The sequence below is a fragment of the Vineibacter terrae genome, from assembly GCF_008039615.1.
Taxonomy (GTDB): domain Bacteria; phylum Pseudomonadota; class Alphaproteobacteria; order Reyranellales; family Reyranellaceae; genus Vineibacter; species Vineibacter terrae.
The window spans coordinates 35,694-51,060 of the sequence record NZ_VDUZ01000062.1 but is presented as its reverse complement, the minus strand read 5'-3'; the positions used below and the strand labels follow the sequence as shown (position 1 = coordinate 51,060).

The following is a 15,367-nucleotide window of genomic DNA, read 5'->3' as shown; positions in this document are numbered from 1 at the left end:
TGTCCAGCAACGCGCCTTCGATCTGCTCGACCTGACACCCTCGCTGTAGGCAGCACGAAACACTTCGCAGTCAACAAATCCCTGCGATCACAACAACTTGCTCAATTCCCTCAGGGGTAACTTCGGGATAGAGCGTGAACTTGGGCCCGAAGCCGCCGCCGACATCGGGCGTCACCAGCCGCAGCTTGTCGCGCGGCCGCTTCAGCACGCGATCGCACAGCAGCTTGTGCGGGATATGGGCGCTCTGGGAGGCGAACGTCACGGTCGTGACGTCCGAGGCGGCGTCGTGCGTGGCGCCGATGGCGCGCGGCTCCAGGTAGTTCGCCAGGATGCGGTTGAAGCGCTGCGACAGCGACACCACGCGGGCGGCGCCGGCGAACGCCCGGTCAACCGCGTCCGCGTCGCCTTTGCCCCAGGCGCACATCAGGTTGCCGGGCACGTCATCGTGCAGCAGCGGCGCGCCGGGCGCGAGCGCATCGTCGCCGGCCACGACGGCGGGCAGCGCCTCGTAGTCGACCGCGATCAGCTCGGCGGCATCGCGCGCCTGCGCCAGCGACCGGGCCACCACCATGGCCACGATCTCGCCGGCATAGCGCACGCGGCCACAGGCCAACGATGGCCGCAGCGGCTCGCGATGGCGCAGCCCGTCGAGGCCCTTGATCTCGCTGATCGCGGGCAGGTGGCCGACCTCGCCAGCGGCGTCGGCGCCGGTCAGCACAGCGGCCACGCCCGGCGCGGCGGTTGCCGCCTGCGTGTCGATCCGCGCCAGCCGCGCGTGGGCGTGGGGCGAGCGCAGGAAGTAGACGTGCAGGGCGTCGCGCGCCGCGAGATTGTCGGTGAAGCGGCCCTGGCCGGTGAGCAGCCGGGCGTCCTCCAGGCGTTTGACGGGAGCGCCGAGTCCGACAGGAGCTGTATCGGGCATGCCTGGCCTTCGCGGGTAGGGGATATCTCTGCCCTCCCGAGCAAGGCCTCCATTGGCGGGAAAACAGGCGCCCAGCCTACAATCCCGCCCGCGGGGCGACAATGGCGAGCGAACGGGCATGAAGGCGGCCTTCCTGCATGTCCTGTGGTCGGGCCGCGGCGCTCCAGCGCCGCTCATATGTCCGGCGCTGCGCGCCGGATGCGGCGCTGGAGCGCCGCGGCCCGGCCAAAGGCCAAGCTTCTTCCTGGTCAGCCGCCGCGCAGATAGCGCAGCCCGGCGTCGATGATGGCCTTCGATCCGGTCAGCGACAGCACGAGGTCGTGCTGGTTGACGCGGATGAGGGCGCTGCGGCCCCAGTACAGGTTCTGCAGGAAGGCCCGGTTGATGTTGCGCATCTGCACGGTCGTGTTGTTGGTCCCGATGGCGGTTCCCGAGAAGACCTGGCCATCGATGCTGATCTGCATGTCGTAGGACGCGCCGGGAGTCACCTGCCAGGCCTCGCTGGTGATGCCGAAATCAATCGTGTCCGGGTTCACGATGATGGCCGAGTTGAAGCCACCGCCATCGTCCTCGATGAAGACCAGCTTGCCGTCCACGAGCCAGGCGGTCCAATGGTTCGACCTGGCGATGAAGGTCTGGTCCGATCGGACCGGTGTCGCCGGGACGATTTCCCGTGCCGTCGGAGCAAGGACCTGCCCCAGGGCCGGGCCGTCCAGGCCCAGAAGGACGGCAACGGTCATCAAGACGCGTGCCGCCTCGCGCATCGTTGACATGAGCTCAACCCCCCCCTGTCGACGGTGACCACCGTCGCCGGCTATCTTACTAGGCGGCCCGTGCGGCGGCGTCACCCGATCGGATGAGGCGGGGCAGGCTTGCCCTCACGCCAGCGCACGGCGGAAGGCGGCGAGCGCGGCGTCGATGTCCTCGCGCGTGATGTCCAGATGCGTCACGACGCGGATCATGCTCTGCGAGAAGGCGCCGATGCCGACATTCTCGGCCTTCATCGCCTGCATCAGCCGCGGCGCCGTCCAGCCGGGCTTGGTGACGTTGAAGTAGATGATGTTGGTCTCGATGCCGGCAGGATCGAGGCCGATGCCCTTGATCTCGGCCAGTCCCGCGGCCAGGCGCCTGGCGTTGTCGTGGTCCTCGGCCAGCCGGTCCCAGTGGTGGGCGAGCGCATGCAGGGCGCCGGCGGCGATGATGCCCGACTGGCGCATGGAGCCGCCGAGCTGCTGCTTCACGCGCCACGCCTCATGGATGAAATCCTTCGGCCCGGCCAGGATGGCGCCCACCGGCGCGCCCAGTCCCTTGGTGAAGTCGAGCCACAGCGTGTCGCAGGGGGCGGCAAAGCTCGCTGCCGCCACGCCCGACGCGACGCAGGCATTGGGCAGGCGCGCGCCATCCATATGCAGCGCCAGCCCGTGCCGCCGTGCCGCCGCCGCGACGTCCTCGATCGCGGCCAGCTGCCATACCGCGCCGCCGCCGCGGTTCGACGTCTGCTCGACCTCGACCAGGCGTGAGCGCGGCGCATAGCGGTTGGCGGGGTCCTTGACCGCGGCATCGACCATGGCGCCGCTGAAGGTGCCGCGCGGTCCGTCGAGGGGATGGAACACCACGCCCGAGTTCGCGCCCGGCCCGCCGCCTTCGGAGGTGATGATATGCGCCTGCTTGTCGCAGATGATCTCCTCGCCGGGCCGGCAATGGACGCGGATCGCGATCTGGTTGCACATCGTGCCCGACGGCAGGAAGACGGCATCCTCCTTGCCCAGCAGGGTGCAGACTGTCTCGCGCAGGCGGTTGACCGTGGGGTCCTCGAACTTCTGCTCGTCGCCCACCTCGGCCTCGGCCATCGCCTTGCGCATGCCCGGCGTCGGCTTGCTCTTGGTGTCGCTGTAGAGGTCGATGAAGCGGTTCTGCATGGTGGACCCGGGTCGCGAAGAGGATGACGGCGCCATTGAACATCGCCGGCCGCGGGGCGAACAATAGACGCAACCGGCTTGCTTCCATAGGAGTTCCGCATGGCCCCGCCTGACGCCCTTGACGCGACGGCCGCCGCGGCCGCCAACGAGGTGGTCTACACCGCCGACGGCGCGATCGCGACCATCACGCTCAACGCCCCGCAGCGCATGAACACGATCTCGCGGCCGATGCTGGATGCGCTGTCGGCTGCCCTGGTGCGCGCCGGCGACGATGCCGCCGTCCGGGCCGTGATCCTGACTGGCGCCGGCGACAAGGCCTTCTGCGCCGGCCTCAACCTGGAGGCGCAGAAGACCGGCACCGACAGCATCGGCCTGGGCCAGGGCTTCATGCGCACCACCATCGACCTGCGCAACACGCCGCCGACGGTGCTGCACAACATCGACAAGCCGGTGATCTGCGCGCTCAACGGCTCGGCGGCCGGCTATGGCCTGGACATCGCCCTGGGCGCCGATATCAGAGTCATGACGCGATCGGCCAAGCTGGCGGCCAGCTACGCAAGGCGCGGCGTGCTGCCGGAGTCCGGCGGCACCTGGTATCTGCCGCGCCTGCTGGGCTGGTCCAAGGCGGCCGAGCTGATCTTCACCGGCCGCACGCTCTCGGCCGAGGAGAGCCTGGCGCTGGGCCTGGTGTCGCGTGTCGTCGACGACGGCGGCGCCGTGGCGGCGGCACGCGAGATCGCGGCCGAGATCGCCGCCAACGCGCCGCTGGCGGTGCAGGCCGCCAAGCGCATGATGCGCATGGGCTGGAACGAGCCTTTCACCGAGCACGTGCATCATGTCTTCCTGCAGCTGCTGCCGCTGTTCGGCACCGAGGACATGAAGGAAGGCATTGCCGCCTTCATGGAGAAGCGCGCCCCCCGGTTCACGGGGCGGTGACGCTGCGGCAGCGCTGCGGTTGAACCGGCATGGCCGGCGTGGGATATCGTGACCATGTCGGGCGCCCGGCACAGGCCGAGGATAGGGATGCAGCAAGTGCGGCGATGGGCCGGGATCTGCGCGGCCGTTGTCATGGCGGCGGCCGGGATCGCGTCGGCGGTCCAGGCCAAGCCGGGCCGGCCCCCGACGGAGGCGGCGCCGCCCGCCAGCGCGGCGCTGGAGGCGCTGGTGCGGCGTCTGAACGACCTGGGCGTGAAGAGCGGCAACCAGCCGCTCACGGTCGAGAACGCGCTGCGTGCCACCAGCCTGAACATCGACAGCCGCGCCTGGCAGCATCTCACCGACGAGGACATGGCCCAGCTCGTGCTGCTGCCGCGGCTGGCCAGCATCGATGTCGGGCGTGGCCGCGTCACCACCAAGGGCATCGCCGCGCTTGTGCGGCTGCCGGAGCTGCGCAGCCTCAGCCTCTATGGCCTGGCCATCGACGACAGGCTGCTGGAGGTGCTGGCGACGGCGCCCAGGCTGGCGGCGCTCAACCTCGGCAGCACCACGGGCTGGACCGATTCAGGGATGGCGCATGTCGCCCGGATCCGGAACCTGAAGTCGCTGATCCTCGATCGCGCCGAGATCAGCGATGCAGGCCTGGCGGCGCTGGCTCCGGCCGCCGGACTGGAGGTCCTGTCGCTGCAGCAGATGCCCAACATCACCGACGAGGGCTTGCGGCCGCTGGCGGCGCTCGCGAACCTGCGCGCGCTGGGCCTGAACTTCACGCGCATCAACACCGGCCTTGCCTACCTTGTCTCGCTGAAGAACCTGCAGCAGATCAGCCTGATGAACAGCGCCGTCGACGACAGGGGCGCTGCGTCGCTCGCGGAGATCACGTCGCTGCGGCGCCTCTTCATCTGGGGCACCTCGATCACCGACTCAGCGATGCCATCGATCGGCGCGCTGGTGAACCTGGAGACGCTCTACCTCAACCGCACCCGGATCACCGACAAGGGGCTGGAGGCGCTCGTCAACCTCAAGCAGCTCAAGACCCTGTGGCTGAGCGAGACCGCCGTGGGCGATGCCGGCATGGCGGCCCTGGTCGACCTGCCGCTGAGCCGCATCACGCTGGACGAGACCCAGGTCGGCGACGCGGGGCTGGCGATGCTGAGCCGCATTCCCACCCTGGTGGCGATCAGCGCGCGCAAGGCCCGGTTCACCGAAGCCGGCATCGACGCGGCGAAGAAGGCGCTCCCCAAGCTGCGCATCGCCCGGTGACGGGGCAGTCCCGAAAAATAGGACTGTCATCCCGAGCGCCAGCGAGGGATCTCCTGCGAAAGACGCACGGTGCGCCATTCGCGGGAGATCCCTCGCTGGCGCTCGGGATGACAGTGAAAATGTGTGAATACCGTAGGCGCAGGCGGGGAGAAGGAAAGGCCTAGCCGCCGATCTTCTCGCGCTTGATGGTGACGCCCGCCTTCTCCCGGTCCCAGGTCTCGGCGGTAAGCCCCTGCTGGCGCAGGACGTACTTCTCGACCTTCTGTGTCGGCGTCTTGGGCAGGTCGGTCATGATCCGGAAGTAGCGCGGCAGCATGAAGTGCGCGAGCCGCGGCTTGAGGAACTCGAGCAGGGACAGCGGATCGATGGTCTCGCCCGGCGCCGGCGCGATGATTGCCAGGACGTCGTCCTCGGCGATTTCATTGCGCACCGCGACCACGGCGCATTCGCGCACTTTCGGATAGGCGAGGATCTCGGCCTCGACCTCGAACGAGGAGATGTTCTCGCCGCGCCGCCGGATCGCATCCTTCATGCGGTCGACGAAGAAATAGTTGCCCTGATCGTCCTTGCGGAAGGCATCGCCGGTATGGAACCAGCCGTTGCGCCAGGCCGGCGCCGTCGCTTCCGGGTTCCTGTGATAGCCGGAGTTCAGCGCCCAGGGCGCGTCGGTGCGCACGATCAGTTCGCCGACCTGGCCGACGGGAACCTCGCGGTCATGGGCATCGACGATACGCAGATCGACGCCCTCACGCTGCCTGCCGCAGGTGCCGATCGTCTGCGGGTCGGCTTCCGAGACGATCGGCACGCTCACTTCCGTCATGTTGAACAGCGTGTAGATCGTGCAGCCGAAGCGGCTGCCGAACGCCTGGGAGTCGTCGGGAAGCGGGATCATCGTCACCTTTGCGAGCGAATGGTCGCGGTCGTCCGGCTGCGGCGGACGCTTCGACAGGAAGGTGGACATGACGCCGAGCAGGATCGTGTAGGTCGCGCCGGTGGCGCGGACCGTGGGCCAGAACGCCTCGGTGGTGAAATCGCCGCCCATGCCGATCGCGCCGCCGCGGTTGAGCATGGCGACGACGGGCAGCGTGCCGCCGACATGGAAGAACGGCAGATAGACGAGATAGCAGTCGCTCTCGGCGAGCATCGGGAAGGCCTGCGCGCCGCTCATGTGCCACAGATGGGCGTAGGAGCTGAGCACGCCCTTGGAGCGGCCGGTCGTGCCCGACGTGTAGATGATCGATTGCGTGTCCCAGGGCTCGATCGGCTGCCCGAGCGGCGGCAGGGTCGCGGGATCGGCGTCGAGCTTCTCGAGTGGCGTGTACGCGAGGCCGGGAATGGCCGGCGGCATCGTGCCGGCGATGACGAGGGTGCGCAGCCGCGACCGATCGATGTCGCCGAGGCGTCCGACGAGATCGGCGGCGACGATCATGACCTCGGCGTTGCCATTGGCGATCACATGCGCCAGGACGCCGCCGCGGTAGGCCGTGTTGATCGGCACGTAGACGGCGCCGAGCCAGTTTATGGCAAACCAGACGCGTACCATATCGACGGTGTTGGGCAGCCAGACATTGACATAGTCGCCTTGCTTGACTCCGAGCGCGGCGAGGCCCGCCGCGGTGCGGCGCACGGCATCGCAGAACGCGCCGTAGCTGACCGCGCTGCCGTCCGGCAGCTTCAGGTAGGGGCGATCGGGATGCGCCGCCGCCCGCCTTTCCAGCACGTAGCGCAGCACGCACTCTTCGCGAGGGGGAATGCGCGTGTCGGTCGTATCTGCTTGGGTCGTCATTCTCCGGCTTCCCATTTCATCTTCGGGCAATCATCGCGGCGTCGCGCCGCGCTGACGGCCCCGCTTCATTTCAACTGCATGGTCTTCAGCGCGCGCCCGATGCGCGACAGCATCTCGGCGCAGGTCGACACCTCTTCTGCCGAAAGGCCCTTCGTTCCCTGGCGGTAGAAGTCGATCGTGCGCTGCCGGATATCGGCCCAGGCGTCGACGCCCGCCGGCGTCAACCGCACCACCCTCTGGCGACGATCGGTCTTGCCTTCGAGCCGCTCGACGAGGCCCGCCTGCTCCAGCCGCTTCAGCACGGCGTCGAGATTCTGCCGGCTGACGGAGAGGTAGGTGTACAGATCCGAGAACGGCATGCCGTTGGCGTCGCGCGACAGCGCGCCCAGCGTGGCGCCTTGCACGGCGGACAGGTTCAGCTGCCGCACGGCTTGCGCCTCGTAGATGTTGGCGGCCTGGAAGAGCCTGAAGAACAGCCGGTTGTTCAGGTCATGGCGCTGACCGGCGTCGCTTCGGCCATCTATGCCCGATCCTGCCTCGCCGCTCTTGACCGTCGCTTGCCGTTTCATCTGGGCTCCGCCTATTGAGTAATGATATTGACATAATTTCCCTGGGTCCATAGTTTTTTAGCGACATCCGCGTTTGGGTCCATGGCAACGCGCAGATGCGGTCCGGCCGCCGTCGAGCCTGAAGGATTGAAAATGTCATTGCGTAGGATTCTGATCGCCAATCGGGGGGAGATCGCCCTGCGCATCGCGCGCGCGGCTTTCGAGCTCGATATTGCGACCGTCACCGTCTTTCCTGCTGACGACGCGGGATCCGCGCATGCGCAGGCCGGCGACAAGGCACGGGAGCTGCCGGGTGCGGGTGCTGCGGCCTATCTCGACATCGAGGCGATCGTCCAGGCGGCGCTCGAGACCGGCTGCGATGCGGTGCACCCGGGATACGGCTTCCTGTCGGAAAATCCGCAGTTTGCGCGGGCCGTGACCGACGCCGGCATGACCTTCGTCGGACCGGCGCCGGAAACGCTCGAGCTGTTCGGAAACAAGTCGGCAGCGATATCGCTTGCCCGCGCCAACGGCGTTCCGGTGCTCGAAGGATCGGATGGCGCGGTCACGATGGCGCAGGCGTCCGCCTTCCTCGCCGGGCTGGGAGCCGGCGGCGCGATCATGATCAAGGCGGTCGCGGGCGGCGGCGGCCGGGGAATGCGGGTGGTCCCGGCCGAAGCCGATCTCGCCGGCGCCTGGGAGAGATGCCGCTCCGAGGCCCAGGCGGCATTCGGTGCCGACGGGCTTTACGTCGAGCGCTACCTGCCGAACGCGCGTCATATCGAGGTGCAGGTCGTCGGCGACGGGCAATCCGTCGTTCATCTCGGGGAACGCGAATGCTCGATCCAGCGGCGCCACCAGAAGGTCGTGGAAATGGCGCCGAGCCGGAGCATTCCCGGCAAGCTCCGCGAAGCGCTCTATGGCGCGGCCACCCGCATGGCGGCCAGGATAGCCTATCGCGGGCTGGGCACATTCGAGTTCCTGGTGCCGTCCGAGGGACGCGGCTACGTGTTCATCGAGGCCAATCCGCGTCTGCAGGTCGAGCACACCGTCACCGAGGAGATCTACGGGGTCGATCTGGTCAAGACACAGCTTCGCATCGCTGCCGGCGCGCGTCTCGCCGACCTCGGCCTTGACCGCCCGCCTGTTTCGCGCGGCGCGGCGATCCAGTTTCGCGTCAACATGGAGAAGATGGCCGCCGACGGCAGCGCGCGGCCGAGCGGCGGCATCCTGACAAGCTTCGCGCCGCCGGGCGGGCCCGGCATACGCGTCGATACGTATGGATATGCGGGCTATCGCTCCAGCCCGCGCTACGATTCCCTGCTCGCGAAGGTCATCGCCTATTCATCGGAAGGGATGCATGACGCCATCCGCCGCGGCCGTCGGGCGCTGGAGGAGTTTCGTATCGAAGGTGTCGCGACGAACATCCCGGTCCTGCGCGCCATCGTCGAGAATGACGACTTTATCGCCGATCGCATCTCGACGAATTTTCTGGAGGCGCATATCGGGCCGATCCTCGCGGTGGCCGCGGGATACGAGCCTGAGGCCGCGCCGCCCAGGTCACGGGATGTTCGCGAGATCGACCCACTCGGCATTTTCGATGCAGCCTCGGCCATCGCACCGCCTCGGGCCGATGCCCCGAAGCCTCGTCAGGCCGCACCGGTCCCGGAAGGGATCGTGGCCGTGCCGGCCACGCTGCAGGGCACGATCGTTGCCTGCTCCGTGGCGCGCGGCGAGCGGGTCCATGCCGGCCAGCCTGTGCTCGTCATCGAGGCCATGAAGATGGAGCACCTCGTCGTCTCGCCGGTGGCGGGCACCGTCGAGGACATTCTCGCCGCCCCCGGCGACACGATCTTCGAAGGGGAAACGCTGCTGCACGTGTCGCCTTCGGAGGATGCCGGCGCCAGCGCGGCCGCCGCGCAGGCCATCGATCTCGACCATATTCGCGGTGATCTCGCCGAGGTCATCGCACGCCACGCCGAGCTGCTCGACGACAGCCGGCCCGATGCGGTGGCCCGCCGGCGCAAGACCAATCAGCGGACCACTCGCGAGAACATCGCGGATCTGTGCGATCGAGGCTCGTTCGTGGAGTATGGCGGGCTGGCGCTGGCGGCGCAGCGCCAGCGGCGGACGCCCGATGAATTGCGCCGCCTCAGCCCGGCCGACGGCATGATCACTGGGGTCGGCGCCGTCAATGGCGCGCTGTTCGGCGACGAGGCGTCGCGCTGCGCCATCATGGGATACGACTACACGGTCTTTGCCGGAACGCAGGGGGTCGTCAATCACAAGAAGAAGGATCGCCTGCTCACGCTTGCCGACAAATGGGCGCTGCCCGTGGTCCTGTTCGCGGAAGGCGGTGGCGGGCGTCCAGGCGACGAATGGCCGACGCCCGCCGGGCTCGAAACCACGACCTTCGCACGGTTCGGCAAGCTCAACGGCCAGGTGCCGCTGGTGGGCATTGTCTCGGGACGCTGCTTCGCCGGAAACGCGGCGCTGCTCGGCGCCTGCGACGTCATCATCGCCGACAGGACATCGAACATCGGCATGGGAGGCCCGGCGATGATCGAAGGCGGCGGCCTCGGCGCCTTCCGGCCCGAGGATATCGGGCCGGTCGATGTGCAGGCCCCGAATGGGGTGATCGACGTCCTGGTCGCGGACGAGGCCGAAGGCGTCGCCGTCGCCAAGAAGTATCTCGGCTATTTCCAGGGCCGTGTCGACGGCTGGTCCTGTGCCGACCAGCGCCTGCTGCGCCATGCCGTGCCCGAGAACCGGCTGCGCGCGTACGACGTCCGCCCGATCATCGAGACCCTGGCCGACGAGGGCTCCGTGCTCGAGCTGCGGCCGGCCTTCGCAAAGGGCATGATCACCGCGCTGATCCGGATCGAGGGCAGGCCGATGGGCCTGATCGCGAACGACCCGCGGCATCTCGGCGGCGCCATCGACGCGGATGGCGGCGACAAGGCGGCACGTTTCATCCAGCTGTGCGATGCGTTCGACATTCCCATCGTCTCGCTTTGCGATACGCCGGGGATGATGGTGGGGCCGCAGATCGAGAAAGTCGCGCAGGTGCGGCATGTCTCGCGCATGCTCGTGGCGACCTCGAGGGCGAGCGTCCCTCACTTCACGGTCGTGTTGCGCAAGGGATATGGGCTCGGTGCCCTGGCCATGGCGGGTGGCTCGAGCCATGCGTCGTTCTTTGTCCTGGCGTGGCCCAGCGCCGAGTTCGGTGCGATGGGGCTGGAAGGCGCGGTCAAGCTCGCCTACCGCAAGGAGCTCATGGCGATAGAGGATGCGGCGGCCCGCAAGGCGTGGTTCGATCAGATGGTTGCCAAGTCCTACGAGGAGAACAAGGCGCTGAGCGGCGCGACCTTCCTCGAGGTGGATGACGTGATCGATCCGTTCGAGACCCGCCGCTGGATCGTTCGCGGCCTGAAGGCCACGGCCGCGCCCAATCGCTTCAGCAACCGGAAAGTGACGCGCGTCGACGTGTGGTGATGCACCCAATCAGGAGACGACGATGAATCAGGAAGGGCCGAGCCCGGACTACATGCGCGACGAGCAAAGCTATCTGGCGCATGTCCGCGCCTTGCAGGGCGCCTTGTGGCCGGCGGATGCGCCACGCGACCCTGTGTTCCCGCTGGGGCGCCGTCCTCTCACGGACTATCTGCGTGAATGGGCGCGCCGCCAGCCGGACAAGGCGGCGGTTCTGTTCTATGGCCGGGCCGTCAGCTACGCCGAGCTCGACCGTCTCAGCGATCGCTTTGCCAATCTGCTGTTGCGCCTCGGTGCCCGCAAGGGTGATCGCGTGGCGGTGTTCCTGCCGAACTGCCCGCAATTTCACGTCTGTTTCTTCGGCATCCTGAAGGCGGGTTGCGTGCATGTGCCGGTGAACCCGATGTTCACCCGTCACGAGCTGGCGTACGAGGTCAACGATACGCAGGCGCGCATCGTGATCGCGCACGACCAGGTGGCGCACCTCGTGGCGGAGATCCGCGGCGAATGCGGCATCGAGCAGGTGATCGTCACCAGCTTCCACGACATGCTGCCGCAGGAGGCGGAAGGTCCCTTGCCGCCGGCGCTGACAGCGCCGCGCGTGCCGGTGCCTCAGTCGATCGACCTGATGAGCGCCTTGGCGCAGGAGCCTGATACCGCTCCGCAGGTGGATGTGGCGCTCGATGACATCGCGGCGCTCAACTACACGGGCGGGACGACGGGCATGCCGAAGGGCTGCGTGCATACCCAGTTCGACATGCTCTTCACGGGCGCCGTCATGGCATCGATCTCGATGGCCGTGACCGCCAACGACGTGATCATCAACTACTGGCCGGTCTTCTGGGTCGCGGGCGAGGATGTCGGCATCATCCTTCCCGTGGTGACGGGCGCGACCTGCGTGCTGCTCGCGCGCTGGGATCCGGCCGCCTACATGCTTGCGGTCCAGCGCCATCGCGTCACGGTCTCGAACATGGTCGTCGACAACGCCGTCGAGATCATGGGCCGGCGCGACGCGCAGCAGCATGATCTGACGTCCCTGCGCGAGGTCATGGTCGCGTCCTTCGTCAAGAAGCTCAATCCGACGTTTCGCCAGAATTGGCGCAAGCTGACGGGCACGACCTTGCGGGAAGCTGCCTGGGGAATGACCGAGACGCACTCCTACGATACGTTCACCCGCGGCTGGCAGGAGGGTGACACGGACCTGAAGCAGCAGCAGATATTCTGCGGCATTCCCGTGCCGCAGACCGATTTCAAGATCCTGGAATTCGGCTCCGACCGGCTTCTTCCCCTTGGGCAGGAGGGGGAACTCTGTGTGCGCAGCCCGTCGTTGCTCAGGGGCTATTGGAACAAGCCGGCCGCGACCGCCGAAAGCCTTGTCGACGGGTGGCTGCGCACCGGCGATATCGGCATGATCTCCGAGCGCGGCACGGTCCATTTCCTGGGCCGGCGCAAGGAGATGCTGAAGGTGAAGGGGATGAGCGTCTTCCCGTCCGAGATCGAGGCGGCGCTCGGTCAGCATCCGGCCGTGACGGGCAGCGGCGTGATCGGGCGCGCCGACGAGGCGCGCGGGCAGGTCCCCGTGGCCTTCGTTACGGTGCTGCCGGAGCACAGGTCGAAGGCGACCGAGGAGGCGCTGGCGGCGTTCTGCCGCGAGCGGCTGGCCGTCTACAAGATCCCGGAGATCAGGATCGTCGACACCTTGCCGATGACCGCGACAGGCAAGGTCAAGAAGGAAGAGCTTGCGGCGCTGTATGCCTGACAGGCCGTGGGAGCCGGGCGTCTGACGTAATCCTTCCCCCTACGGGGCAGGGCTATCGCATATGGCACTATCGGCCGAGCCGTCAGAAGGCGAACCACAGAGGCACAGCGCAGCCGTTGGCCGCAACCAAATGGCGGAGGAGTGCTTCATGGTGAGCCTGTCGAACCATGAAGCGCCGCACCACTGTCCGTGCAACGCCTTCATGGTTCGACTCGGTGAATGCTTCGCATTCACCTGTGCTCACCATGAAGGCTACAAAAATCACCGCGGCTTGCGAAGATGCTTGAGGTCAGTAGTACAGAGACACAGAGGTTACACAGAGGAAGACGCCACGGCGCGCCGAAGGCGCGCAACTCCTTGTTCTCTGTGTTGTCTCTGTGCCTCTGTGTCTCTGTGGTTAGCTTTCATGTCGCCACGGTCGTCAGCCGCCTCAGTTCTTCAGCAGCTTGCAGTCGCTGTCGGCGGCCGGGATGAAGGCCTCCGAGCCGGGCATCTTGCGCACCAGCGTGATGAGGTCGGTCTTCCCCTTCATCGCGTCCGGCTTCTTCACCTCGGCATAGTAGATGTCGCGCATCAGCCGGCCGTCGGCCCGGATCCGCGCGCCGCTCGTGAAGAAATCCTCGACCGGCGTGCCCTTCATCTTGGCGAGGACCGCATCGGTATCGGTCGTGCCGGCAGCCTTCACCGACTTCAGGTAGTGGAGCACGGCGCTGTAGACATTGGCCTGCGGATCGCTCGGCATCTTGCCGAACGCCTTCTTGAACCGCTCGGCCCAGGCCTTGGTCTTGTCGTTCTCGTCCCAATAGTAGCTCAGCACCAGGGGCATGCCCTGCGTCGCGGCGTTGCCCAGCGCCTCGACGTCGACGGTCGTGAGCGAGAACGGCACGAAGCGCTGGCCGGTGCGCCCGACGCCGAACTCGGCGGCCTGCTTGACGGCGTTGCTCATGTCCGCGCCGCCGCCGATGAAGCCGATATTCTTGGCGCCGGAGCTCTGCGCCTGCAGCAGGAAGGAGCTGAAATCCAGCGTGTTGAGGGGGAACCTGGCGGCGCCCATGAACTTGCCGCCGGCTGCTTCGATCATCGCGCGGGCATCCTTCTCGATCGAATGCCCGGCGGTGTAGTCGACGGTGATGAAATACCACGAGGCCGGCTTGCCGTCGGACGCGCCCTTGACGGTCAGGTTGGCGACCTCGTAGCCGTCGTTGCCCCATTGCATGCCGTTGGGCGAGCAGGACTTGCCGCTGATGTCACGGCTCGACGCCATGGAGACCACGAGGATCTTGTTCTTCTGCTCGGCGATGCCTTGCACGGCGAGCGAGACGCCGGAGCTGTAGATATCGAAGATCGCGCCGACGCCTTCGACGTCGAACCAGCGCCGGGCGATCGTCGAGCCGACATCCGGCTTGTGACCGTGATCGGCATGCACCAGCTCGATCGGCTTGCCGAACATCGAGCCGCCCATATCCTCGATCGCCAGGCGCGCGGCGGCGACCGATCCCGGGCCCGTGATGCTCGAGTACACGGAGGCCTGATCGTTGAGGACGCCGATCTTGACGGGTTTATCCTGGGCGGCTGCGCTGCCGGCCACGGCGATCGATGCCAGCAGTCCGGCCAAGGCCGGCGCCAGTCCACGCACCATCTTCATCACTCCCTGATATCTGCTGCTTGCCTGAGGCGGCCGGAGAGTTTCACGCCGCCCGAGATACGTCAAGTTATTTACATTATCGGGCGATTCTGTCACTGACACCCTGTCATCCCGAGCGCAGCGAGGGATCTCCCGCGAGGAACGCACGGTGCGTCATTCGCGGGAGATCCCTCGCTGCGCTCGGGATGACAGGTGTATCAGCGGCCAGCGATTCCAGGTGCTAACTGCCGCGCGCCACCGGCAGGCCGAGCGCGTTCCACTGCTCCATGCCGCCGCGCAGGACCGACACGCGCGTGAAGCCGGATGCGGCGAGGCTGTCGGCGGCGCGCGCCGAGCGCTTGTCGGTGCGGCACACCAGCACGACCTCGCGGCTGCGCAGGGCGGCGAGATCGGCCGTGCCGTCCATGATCGTGTCGACCGGGACGTTGAGCGCGCCCGCGATATGGCCCAGCGGGCCGTCGAACTCGTCGGGCCCGCGGATATCGACCACGGCCGGCGGCGTGCCGCCGGCGCGGCCGGCAAGGTCGGCGCACGCCACCCAGGTGATCGGCGGCGTGGGGCGCAGCAGGCGTTTGAGTGTCGACCACATGCGGCAGCCCTCGGTGTCAGGCGCTGACGATCGTGTGCTCGTGGTTGAGCCAGATCGGCGAGCGCGGCAGGTCGATGAAGGTCTGCTCGTCGGCCAGCAGGATCTTGCCGGCGGCACGCGCGGCCGGCGCGCTCATCGCGCGCTCGAACGCCGCCGCGTCCTGCCACCACAGCTCGGCGATGCCGTCGAACGGCTCCGGCGCCTGGCGCGACTGGCGCAGGCCGGCATTGAACGGCGACTCGATCGCATGCGTCTGCACGTAGCGGCAGATGCCGAGCGCCGCGGCGTGGCTGCGCACCAGCGGCCCGTGGCTGTTCAGCCAGTAGTCGTGGAACTGCGCCGGACTCAGATGCGGCAGGCGGTGCAGGCAGAAGGTGAGCTTGATCATGGGCAATCCTCGCATGGTCCACGATGCCATTGGCCGGCGTCGCGTCATAGCGCGAAAGCGCGCGCGCCGAGGGCGACGGCGCCATTGACTTGCGCTGCCGGCGGCTCGACCCTTGCGGCC

The 15,367-nt window shown here is 67.5% G+C and carries 12 protein-coding genes; 4 read left to right on the top strand and 8 right to left on the bottom strand.

Going from position 1 to position 15,367, the window contains the following annotated elements; all coding sequences use genetic code 11:
- Positions 1-70 precede the first annotated feature (70 nt).
- From FHP25_RS35440 to FHP25_RS35430, 3 genes are all read right to left on the bottom strand, one after another.
- A complete protein-coding gene (locus tag FHP25_RS35440) occupies positions 71-922 on the bottom strand; it encodes a xanthine dehydrogenase family protein molybdopterin-binding subunit (protein ID WP_178134041.1) in 852 nt (283 codons plus the stop codon).
- A gap of 248 nt (positions 923-1,170) precedes the next feature.
- A complete protein-coding gene (locus tag FHP25_RS35435) occupies positions 1,171-1,695 on the bottom strand; it encodes a hypothetical protein (protein WP_178134040.1) in 525 nt (174 codons plus the stop codon).
- A 105-nt stretch (positions 1,696-1,800) separates the two neighbouring features.
- Complete coding sequence (locus FHP25_RS35430; RefSeq protein WP_147851717.1) at positions 1,801-2,841, bottom strand: threonine aldolase family protein; 1,041 nt, start codon at positions 2,839-2,841, stop codon at positions 1,801-1,803.
- A gap of 99 nt (positions 2,842-2,940) precedes the next feature.
- Between FHP25_RS35430 and FHP25_RS35425 the strand changes: the two genes are divergently transcribed.
- Together FHP25_RS35425 and FHP25_RS35420 are read left to right on the top strand one after the other, a co-directional pair.
- Complete coding sequence (locus tag FHP25_RS35425) at positions 2,941-3,777, top strand: enoyl-CoA hydratase/isomerase family protein (protein WP_147851716.1); 837 nt, start codon at positions 2,941-2,943, stop codon at positions 3,775-3,777.
- Between the two features lie 87 nt (positions 3,778-3,864).
- Positions 3,865-5,040 carry a leucine-rich repeat domain-containing protein gene (locus FHP25_RS35420; protein ID WP_178134039.1) on the top strand — a complete coding sequence of 392 codons (1,176 nt, stop codon included), beginning with the start codon at positions 3,865-3,867 and terminating at the stop codon, positions 5,038-5,040.
- A gap of 160 nt (positions 5,041-5,200) precedes the next feature.
- Here the strand turns inward: FHP25_RS35420 and FHP25_RS35415 are convergent, their stop codons facing one another.
- Both FHP25_RS35415 and FHP25_RS35410 read right to left on the bottom strand, forming a co-directional pair.
- Entirely contained in the window at positions 5,201-6,826 is a 1,626-nt protein-coding gene (locus FHP25_RS35415) for an AMP-binding protein (protein WP_147851714.1), read from the bottom strand.
- 65 nt (positions 6,827-6,891) lie between these two features.
- On the bottom strand, positions 6,892-7,395 hold the full coding sequence (locus FHP25_RS35410; RefSeq protein ID WP_178134038.1) for a MarR family winged helix-turn-helix transcriptional regulator: 504 nt from the start codon (positions 7,393-7,395) through the stop codon (positions 6,892-6,894).
- 132 nt (positions 7,396-7,527) lie between these two features.
- Between FHP25_RS35410 and FHP25_RS35405 the strand changes: the two genes are divergently transcribed.
- Entirely contained in the window at positions 7,528-10,869 is a 3,342-nt protein-coding gene (locus FHP25_RS35405) for a carboxyl transferase domain-containing protein (protein WP_147851712.1), read from the top strand.
- A 22-nt stretch (positions 10,870-10,891) separates the two neighbouring features.
- A complete protein-coding gene (locus tag FHP25_RS35400; protein WP_218578837.1) occupies positions 10,892-12,625 on the top strand; it encodes an AMP-binding protein in 1,734 nt (577 codons plus the stop codon).
- Between the two features lie 430 nt (positions 12,626-13,055).
- Here the strand turns inward: FHP25_RS35400 and FHP25_RS35395 are convergent, their stop codons facing one another.
- The 3 genes from FHP25_RS35395 to FHP25_RS35385 all read right to left on the bottom strand — a co-directional run bounded on the left by FHP25_RS35395 (position 13,056) and on the right by FHP25_RS35385 (position 15,247).
- Positions 13,056-14,264, bottom strand: a complete 1,209-nt coding sequence (locus FHP25_RS35395) for an ABC transporter substrate-binding protein (protein ID WP_231712595.1) — start codon at positions 14,262-14,264, stop codon at positions 13,056-13,058.
- 226 nt (positions 14,265-14,490) lie between these two features.
- Positions 14,491-14,859, bottom strand: coding sequence for a rhodanese-like domain-containing protein (locus tag FHP25_RS35390; RefSeq protein WP_147851710.1), 369 nt, complete (start codon positions 14,857-14,859; stop codon positions 14,491-14,493).
- Positions 14,860-14,875: 16 nt separating this feature from the next.
- Positions 14,876-15,247 carry an EthD domain-containing protein gene (locus FHP25_RS35385; RefSeq protein WP_147851709.1) on the bottom strand — a complete coding sequence of 124 codons (372 nt, stop codon included), beginning with the start codon at positions 15,245-15,247 and terminating at the stop codon, positions 14,876-14,878.
- Positions 15,248-15,367 lie beyond the last annotated feature (120 nt).